At 30.6% G+C, this 9869-nt stretch carries 1 protein-coding gene; it reads right to left on the minus strand.

Annotated features, from left to right (window positions below):
- Positions 1 to 9654 (minus strand): D-alanine--poly(phosphoribitol) ligase subunit DltA (dltA, locus tag QZU75_RS11775; RefSeq protein WP_296883963.1); only part of this gene is annotated, 9654 nt, incomplete at its 3' end.
- Positions 9655 to 9869 lie beyond the last annotated feature (215 nt).

Genomic DNA, 9869 nt, shown 5'->3' on the forward strand with positions numbered 1-9869 from the left:
TACCAATAAAGGTAATGTATTAACAAACATACCTATTGAATTATAATTTGCGAATCTGTCACGACCGTTTTCAACAATATTGAATAATACTTTTTCACTGCCAACAAATCTGGATAATGTATAAGCAAAAGCACCACTAAACAAAAGATTCACACTAGCATTATGCTTGTCTAAAAATGAATTTAATATATCCTGATCCAAATCCAAATCTATTAAAACAGAACCTGGACCATCAGACAATACACTATCCAATAACTCACCAGCATCATCAACATCAGCCAGCATGGACTCATAAAATTCATCAGCTTTAACAAAAGCACTGGTTTCAACAATTTGGTGACTAAAAGCAGAAACTTTTAAGAAGGAATCATCCAAATCAACAGTATTATTGTCAAGAATAGATTGCAAATCCTGTTTAAATACACTATCAGACAATGCATCAAAAATAATATGGTGGAAAACAGCAAATAAACTAAAACCATCATCATTCTCAACAATCAGGAACCTGCATAAATTATCATATAAATCAAAAGGTTTAACTAAAAAATTATTAATAAAATCATCACTAACATCAGATTCAACAATAATTGCAGGTTTAGATCCTTTAATCAAATAAGGAACATTAAAATCATCACTAACGCACATGCCTAAAACAGGATGAACATCCAATATTATGTCCAAAGCATCTTTAATATCATCAATATCATATCTATCAGAAATATTCATATACAAGGGAATTAAATATGAATCTTTCTTATCATTTGCAATTATATCCAAATAAACATTCAATTGAGATTCATTTAAGGGACAACCGGAATCCAAGGAATAAATATCCAAATCAAACTGCATGTCTGATTTGGTGATATTTTTTGCAATTTCATAAGGGGTGCGCAGACTCAAAATATCTGCTACTGATACATTATACTCTTTAATAGCAGATACTAATTTGATTGCAGTTAGGGAATCTCCTCCAATCAGTATAAAATCATCATAAATACCTATTTGGTCCTGATCGAATACCTTTTTAAATGCATCAACGATATCTTTTTCTATCTTGTTTCTTGGAGCCACATACTTGGCACGCAAACTAGTTAGATTGACCTCAGGCAAAGCGCGTTTGTCTACTTTACCGTTAATATTCAAAGGAATGCTATCTAATGGAACAACAAATGAAGGAATCATATAATCTGGTTTATATTTGCCAACATAATTGCAAATATTGTCTTTAAGATTATAAGTTTCACCATATACTACAACATATGCTACCAATTCATTATTATCCCCATTTTTAATTGTTTGAACAGTCACATCTTCAACATAATCTATTTCACGAATTAACGTTTCAATTTCAGACAGTTCTACACGGTTTCCTCTGATTTTAACTTGACTGTCACGGCGACCCTCAATAGCTAATGTATTATCTGGCAACATCCTTACCATATCTCCTGTACGATACATTATGCCTCCATCAAATGGATTGTCAACAAATGATTTAAATGTTTCCTCTTCACGGTTTAAATATCCATCAGCTATTTGATGGCCTGCCAGGTATAATTCTCCTACTGCACCACAAGGTACACGTCTACCTTCTGGATCTAAAATATAAGCTTTGGAGTTGTAATTTAAAATACCAATTGATGTGTCATCAGTTTTTTGGGAGATGTCTATTGATATAATAAATGCAAATGCTTCTGTTGGTCCGTAGTCATCCATTACAATGTAGTTTTCCGGACTTTCAAATTTGCCTAATTTCTCTCCTCCCACTGATAAAACCTTCAATGAAGTATTATTAACATTTTGCATGAATAGTTTACTTACCTGAGTAGTTATGAATACATGACCCACATTATTTCCAATGAGGTACTCGTTTAATTTATCCATATCATATTTGATGTCTTCAGGTATGATGACTAATTGAGCACCAGAATATAAAACTTTGAATATTGATTTATATCCTGCATCAAAACCAATTGACGGATACAGGGCATAAACATCCTCACTGGTTAAGTTTTGAGCATCTGCATAATGAGCAGCTAAATTAAGAACAGATTTTCTAGTGATTTTTACACCTTTTGGTATGCCTGTAGTACCACTGGTATAAAGAATACCTGCCAAATTACCATAAACAACAGGCAAATATGATAAAGTACCAATACCCTCTTCAACAATACTAGAAACATTCACAAAAATTCTATCATTAGATAAATCTTGTAAATGATTATAATTCTCATTGTCTGTAATGATAACTTTTGAATTTGAATCTTTTATCATGAACTCAATTCTTTCATCCGGAAGATTATTGTCTATAGGAACAGGAACAGCACCAATAGACAACACTGATAAAATACTGAATAAATACCATTCAGAACGTTCACATACAAATGCAATACAGTCATCAACATTAACTTCAGCTTGTTTTAATAATTCTGCAATCTTGGATGCGATAAAAGCACACTCAGCATGACTATAACTATTATTGTCCATGGACACGAGTGGACTATCTGGATATTGAGCTAGATTGTCATTAAAAGCATCTAAAACATCATCATAAACCAGAGTATATTCTGTATTGTTATAATCATCTAGCAGTTTAATATCTTCATTAGAAGTATAATTAATGTCACTTAGCTTATTTACAGTAAGTATTCCGTGTAAAATCAATTTATATGACTGTATGAAATGGTTGATAAAATCACTGGAGTATTTATCGCAATAGATTACATTCAGATAGTATGTGTTGTCTTTTTTAAGGACTTCGAATGTTAAATCAGCATTTATGTCATTCATATTCCTTAAAATGCCTAATTTTTCATAAACTTCACGTATATTATTTTCATCATTATCTATCCATTCCGGAACGAATTGGAATAGAATATTAGCATCAATACCATATTCATTTGCAAGTAATCTGAAGGGATAATAGTTGTAACTCTGGACTTCATAAACTAAAGAAGACATGTACTCAAAAAATGATGAAATATCCCCATTACTACAGTCTACCAATAGTGGAAGTGTATTTACATACATGCCTATGGCATTGTAATTATTAAACCTGCTCCTCCCATTATCTATAATGTTGAATAATGCTTTGTCATTGCCAGTGAATCGGGACAATGTATATGCAAAAACACTTGTGAACAGCACATTTTCATTAATGTGGGACGAATTTAAGAATGTGCTACCGTCCAAATCCAAGTCGATTTGGGCTGTGCCAGATTCGTCTGAACCAATGTTATCTAACAATATTCCTGCTTCATTACATTCAACAAGCATATTATCATAAAAATCATGGGCTTTGATGAAAAGTTCAGATTCCTGAATTTTCTGTGCAAATGCTGAAACCTTTAGAAATGAATCATCAATTCCAAGTGTTTGTCCGTTAAGAATTGCTAGCAAATTCTCTTTGAATGTAGCACATGATTTTGCATCACAAATTATATGGTGGAAAGCACCATACAATGCATATGAGTCGTTATTTTCAATGACTAAAAACCTGCATAGGTTCTTATGCAAATCAAATGATTGAGTTAAGAATTCTAAAATAAAATCATTACCCACATCAGATTCAACAATTATCTGTGGTTTAGAATTCCTTACCATATATGGAACATCATATTCATCACTAATGCACATATTTAAGATAGGATGGATTTCAAACATTTTATTTAATGCATCAGTTATTTCATTTAACTCATAATCATTTGAAAATTCCATATATATTGGAAGAAGATATGCATCTGTTTTCTCATTTACAATGATATCAAGATAAATATTCAATTGAGATTCATTTAGAGGACATCCTGAATCTATTGAATAAACATCTAAATCAAATTCAACATTATTTTTATTAATGTTATCTGCAATTGCTTGAGGAGTACGTAAACTTAAGATATCTCCTGCAGAAAGATTGTAATCTCCAAGAATTGCTAATAATTTAATTGCTGTTAAGGAATCTCCTCCAAGTTGTATGAAATCATCATAAATACCAATCTCTTCACGATTAAATACTTCTTCAAATGCATTGGTGATATCCTTTTCTAATTTATTTCTTGGAGCTACATATTCGCTTCGTAACGCATCTACATCAACTTCAGGCAATAAATGTTTATCCACTTTGCCGTTCACATTCAATGGAATTTCATTAATTGAAACAACAAATGAAGGAACCATATATTCTGGTTTACATTGTTTTATATGATCTTTAACATAGTCAATTATGTTTCCTTTAAAAGTAGGGGCGACCACATATGCAACCAATTCATTATTTTGACCGTTTTTAACAGTTTGAACAGTCACATCATCAATTTCATCAATGCGCCTTATTGTTTGTTCAATTTCAGATAGTTCAACACGGTTTCCTCTGATTTTAACCTGGGAATCTACCCTTCCAATAATGGCAATGCTTCCATCTTGTAAATATCTTCCCAAATCTCCGGTTTTATACATTTTATTATAACCCTTGATTTTACCATCAAATGGATTTTGGAATAACGTCTTTTCGTTTTCTTCAGGGTTCTTAAAGTATCCTTTAGTTGTTTGATATCCTGATAAATAAATTTCACCAACGGCACCTAATGGAACTCTTCGCAGTTCCTCATCTAAAATATAAGCTTTAGTGTTCCAGTTCAGCATACCCACCGATGATTCATCCAATTTTTTATCAACATCAATAGAAGTAATGTAATTGGCTTCAGTCGGTCCATAAACATCACTTAAAGTATAATTTATCGGAGGAACAATATTGCCCAATTTTTCACCGGCAGTTTGTAAATACTTTAAAGAAGTCTCAGACACAGTATTAACAAATAATTTGGCCATTTGTGTAGTAATTAATGTGTGTGTTACTCCATAATTGATGAAATAACCATTTAATTTAAAAATATTTAGTCTAATGTCATTTGGAACATATGTTAATGATCCACCAGCAAATACTGATGCAAACTGCTCTAAAGAAACATCAAAACCAACAGATGCAAAAATTCCCAAAACATCATCTGATTCAAATCCAGTGCTTTCAACATAATACTCTATAAGATTTAAGATACCTAATGTAGTCATTTGAACAGCTTTAGGATTTCCTGTTGTTCCTGATGTATAAAGAATACAGGCAACATCATTAACACTGGAATCAACATAATCTACATGATTTGATGTTTTAATTTCGTTCAGTAAAGATGAAACATTAATAATATTTAAGTTAAGTTTTGATTCATCATTAATTTTTTCTACACGTTTATGGAATGTGTCTGTTACAATTATTGCTTTTGATTCTGATTGCATTATCATGAACTCAATACGCTTATCAGGATGGTTTTCATCAATTGGGACATAAGTAATTCCTTGAGATAAGCAGCTCAAGGCTGTAATGAGGGTCCAATGGCTACGGTCGACAAAAACGGTTACAATATCATTAGCCCGAACTTCATGTTGCTTTAATAATGAATTTAAACTATTTACAATAAATGCAATTTGAGAATAGGTATAGCTTGCATAATCACTTAGTGTTAAAATATTATCTGGATTCTCATCCAACTGTCTGTTGAAAGCATCCAGGACACAATCATATTTTAAATCATGTTCTGTCTGATTATAACTATCTAAAAGATTTATATCACCATTGCCAATGTAATTAATCTCTTCAAGTTTACTAACATTGAGCATTTCATGTAAAATTAACATGTATGTTTTAGTAAAAGTCTCAATGAAAGTGTTTGAGAATTTATCTGAATATAAAATCCTGATTCCTAACTTGTCCTCACCAACATCAAAAATAAAGAATGTTAAATCCCCTTCAGAGTCATGTTCTAACTCATTTACAGAATATCCATATTCATCTTTATCCAGTAAAGTGGAAAATAGATTGTGGGCGTATTGGAATGAAATGTCAAATTTCAAGTCAAATTCATTAGCCAATAAACGGAAAGGATAGAGATCATATTTCATTACAGTATTTACCAATCCTCTGGAATATTCCAAAAATGAGTCAACAGTTTGATTTTTGCAATCCATTATTATCGGTAATGTTTTGACAAACATTCCTATGGATTGAGTATGATCAATGTGGCCTCTGCCATCTTCAAGAATATTGAAAAGGACTTTGGATGATCCTGTAAATCTGGATAATGTATATGCAAAAACACTTGAGAAAAATTGATTGCGAGTAATGGAATGATCTAGTAAAAAATTAGTCAGTTCATTCTCGTCGATATTGAATGTACTTATATAATTAGACCCAATATCCCCATCAATACTAGGCATTAAGTCATGAACCTCATCCCTATCGGCCAACATATTTGACATAAAAGTTTTTGCTTCATCCATATAATCTGTAGAGAGGTTTTCCTCAAATGTAATCTGTCTTAAAATTCCATCATCAACAAAATCAACATTTTTATCATCCAATATGGAATATAGATTATTTAACAGAACATTTATTGATGAGCCATCGAAAATCACATGATGAATGTCCATGCATAAACTGGTGGACTCCTCTTTAGATATTATTAAAAATCTGGATAAGAATTGTTCCAAATCAAATGGTTTTACAAAAGATTGAATATCATTTAAAGACCCTTCTTGGATTTCCGGTTCTGCATCAAAAACGCATGACGGCATTTCGTCTTTTTTAATTATTATTTTTCCTTTTAAAATAGGGTGCATATCAAACAATTTAATTAAAGCATTTCTGATTTGGTTGGCTGAATATTTTTTCTTGAATTCAATTATAAATGGATTGTTATATTTTGTTCTCATATCATGAGTCATTTCATCCAAATAAACATTTAATTGAGATTCCAACAAAGGACATCCTTCATTAAAAGTATATTTGATTTCTTCAATGCTCCGTATGCCTTTAAAATTAGATTTAATATAATCACAAATATTATTCGGTGTTGAAAGTTCAATTATCTCCTGTGAAGAGATGCTTGCATAAAATTTTTCTCTTAATAAAATTTGCAAATTCATTGCAGATAATGAATTTCCACCCAATTCAACAAAATTATCATCAACTAAAACCAAATCAGTATCCAAAACCTCTTTGAATGCATCAACAACACCCGCCAGCACTTCATCTTCAATATCCATTTCAGCATTTACTTTGGACATCTTTTTCAATCTTGCCTTATCGATTTTACCATTCATGTTCAGTGGTATTTCTTCCAATTTCATGAAAAGTGATGGAAGCATATAATCCGGCAATTCATCCATTAGTTTCTCCTTAATAAGATTAATATCTATTTCAGCATTGGTTGTGTAATATAAAGCGAGAGTATCATTATCCACATCCAAATAAACATTTTCAATTTCAGGAATACTATTAACAATATTTAGAATTTCACTGGATTCAATACGGAATCCTCTAACAGACAATTGGTCATCTTCACGGCCAATGATTTCAATATCACCGTCAAAATTATAAAAACCAATATCTCCTGTGCGATACATTATTTTATTATTTTCACCGTCAGAATAAGGGTTATCTACAAAAACTTCACTTGTCAATTCCGGATTGTTGTAATATCCAGGACTTATATATTCACTTGAAACGCAAATCTCGCCGGGAACACCAATAGGCATTTGGTTTGCATGTTTATCTAAAATATAAACATTTGTATTAGTAACAGGCCTTCCGATAGGCAAATTATTATCTTTAATGTCTTTAAAATCATAAACTTTGGTAACTCCAAATACAATTTCTGTTGTACCATAAAAATTTATTAATTGGGTGTTTCTTTCCTTTTTGCTTAATTCTTTTAATTTGCCTCCGGCTAAAACAAGATAATCCAATTTTATATCCCCGCTTTCCAAAATCGGAATTGCAAGGGTTGGAGGTAAAAATAAACTGTTCATAGGTTTTTCTTTAAGAATTTTCATCAATGATAAAATGTCTTTCTGCTCATTTTCATTGAATATCCTGCAGCCTCCGCCGAATGCAAATGCAAGAAAAATCACATAAGATGCAATAAAACTAAAACTTAGATAACATCCAATAAGATCACCATGGGAAAAAGAAAAAATATTTTTAAAGGACTCGAATAATCCAACCAGCTGATGATTGGAAATTTTTACTCCTTTAGGAAGACCTGTAGTACCTGATGTGAACATGATGGAAAATAAATTATCTCCGGTAGCCATTATCTCAAAATCAACTTCATCATCGCAATTCAAATCTTCAATACAAATTATATCAAAATCTAAATCAAATTTGCCTGCAATATCTTTTGTTGTAACTATACAATCCGCTTCAGAAATATCTAACATATGTTCAATACGTTTAATAGGATATATAGTATCTATAGGGATAAATACAGCTCCAATCTTATTTAAAGCTAGAACCAATTCTGGATAATGATAATTACGAGGCAATATCAGACAAACATGGCTGTCAAATGAAATATTATAATTTTCAAATAAGTCATTTGCAATGGAATTACTGGATTTTTCAAGCTCACCATAGCTAACCTGATTTACACCATCATCAACAGCAATTGCATTGGGATTTTCAAGCGCATGACGATGGAAATATCTGGCAAGTAAAAAGTCATCATCAACATCCGCATCTTTTCCTTTACAGAAATCCGAAAGCAGTTTTTCTTCAGTATCCGAAAGAATATTCACGTCCTTTAAGAGATAATTTGGAAACTCAATAATATTGCTAATCATGGATTTGATATTGTCTGCCATGTGCTGAATGTAAATGTCTGTGAATAAATCCGCATTATAAACAATCTCCAAATAGTCATTATAAATATTCAATGTTAAAGCGGAATCATCACCGTTATAAATGCATATGTTTTCATTTAAGTTTGAAAAATCATGAATTGAATAATAAGACAAATCTTCGTCCATATAATTCTCTATGCTTACTTTAGTATGATTAACTGCCTCATTATAAATAGAATCAAATTGATGCAAATAATCGGCAAATGAACTGTCACTGTTTAAATCCATTTTTAAAATTGTTTTTAAACTCGGTCCTTTTGAGGGAATGTCAGTTTTTAGCAAACAACCCTTTTGTCTGTTTATACGGGCGAGGTAGAGTGAAAAGGCACTTGCATAAAAATTAAATACGGAGGAATCTTGATTGTTAATGAAATTTAAAACCAGTTCTTTATCAATCTCAATTTTGTGACAATTGTAATTATTGGACTTTAAATTATAAAATTTCATATAATTGCTTGCATTTAGTCTGATATCTCTCCAATAATCAGAATCGTTATCATAATCAGCAGAATTCAAGTATTTTTTTACATCTTCATAATATTGACTTAAATAATTTTCGCCACAAACATGGTTTATATTATTAAATAATTTATATAAATCATTTATTGACATGTAATTAAATATTGATGGATGAATGACTGCTAAAAGTGTAAACATATCATTATTCTTTAAAACAAGAAACTTATATAAAAAAACATTGAAAGTATCTTCAAATTTAAAATTAAAAAAGGAATTTGTAATTATTTCAATATCCTCGGAATTTAAATTTGAAACGTCCTCAACTTGGTAATCCACACCAGTATCAATGAAAAATACATTAGAAGCATTATCAAATTGAAAATTCAACAAGTATTTGGCATTATCAATAACATCAGTTATTAGGTTATCATTATTAAAATCAAATTTAAATTTAACTGTAGAATAATTCAAAAAAATCCCCAATATTGTTTATTATTATTAATTTTTGAAATTATAATTAAATATATTTTTTTACTATATCGGTAATAATTAACGTTTTATAAATATTTGTTCAAATTTATTAAATGGTGACTGTCAAAATGTTAGCTCTTTGACAGAATTTTTTTAAATTTCTTTATTTTCTTTTGTTTTTGCATAAAATTAGTGAGATTCTTTAAAAAGGTTTA

The sequence above is a fragment of the uncultured Methanobrevibacter sp. genome (assembly GCF_902764455.1).
Taxonomy (GTDB): Archaea; Methanobacteriota; Methanobacteria; order Methanobacteriales; family Methanobacteriaceae; genus Methanocatella.